The 738-nt window shown below is 72.4% G+C and carries 1 protein-coding gene; it reads right to left on the reverse strand.

The window, feature by feature from the left end:
- A partial coding sequence (locus tag G5B56_RS19750; protein WP_310733812.1) for an MBG domain-containing protein occupies positions 1 to 738 on the reverse strand: 738 nt, incomplete at both ends.

Consider the following 738-nt stretch of genomic DNA (forward strand, 5'->3'; position numbering starts at 1 on the left):
CAGCTGCGCCTTGGCCACCGTCAGCGTGCCGTCGTGCAGCACGATGTCGTAGTTGGACGCCGTGCCGCCGCTGGCCGCGATGACATGCGTGCCCGCCGTCGCCGCCGCGCCGGTGGCCGTGTTCAGCGAGACCCCGCTGACCACCGCCGCCGTGTCGGCGTACTTCAGGTCGGCGGCGTCCACCGTGTAGCCCAGCGTCGGATCGGCCGCGCCGTAGACCTTGTTCGCGTCGTTGGCCGTCACCTCCAGCTGTGCCTTGGCCACCGTCAGCGTGCCGTCGACGTACTGCAGCTCGTAGTTCGACGCGCTGCCGCCGCCGGCGGTGATGACGTGCGTGCCGGCCGTCGCCGCCGCGCCGGTGGCCGTCGCCAGCGAAACCCCGCTGACCACCGCCGCCGTGTCGGCGTACTTCAGCCCGCTCGCATCGACGCTGTAGCCCAGCGTCGGGTCGGCCGCGCCGTAGACCTTGTTCGCGTCGTTGGCCGTCACCGCCAGCTGCGCCTTGGCCACCGTCAGCGTGCCGTCGTGCAGCACGATGTCGTAGTTGGACGCCGTGCCGCCGCTGGCCGCGATGACATGCGTGCCCGCCGTCGCCGCCGCGCCGGTGGCCGTGTTCAACGAGACCCCGCTGACCACCGCCGCCGTGTCGGCGTACTTCAGGTCGGCGGCATCCACCGTGTAACCCAGCGTCGGGTCGGCCGCGCCGTAGACCTTGCTGCGGTCGCCCGCCGTCACGTC

The sequence above is a fragment of the Rubrivivax sp. JA1026 genome, assembly GCF_011065555.1.
GTDB lineage: Bacteria > Pseudomonadota > Gammaproteobacteria > Burkholderiales > Burkholderiaceae_C > Rubrivivax > Rubrivivax benzoatilyticus.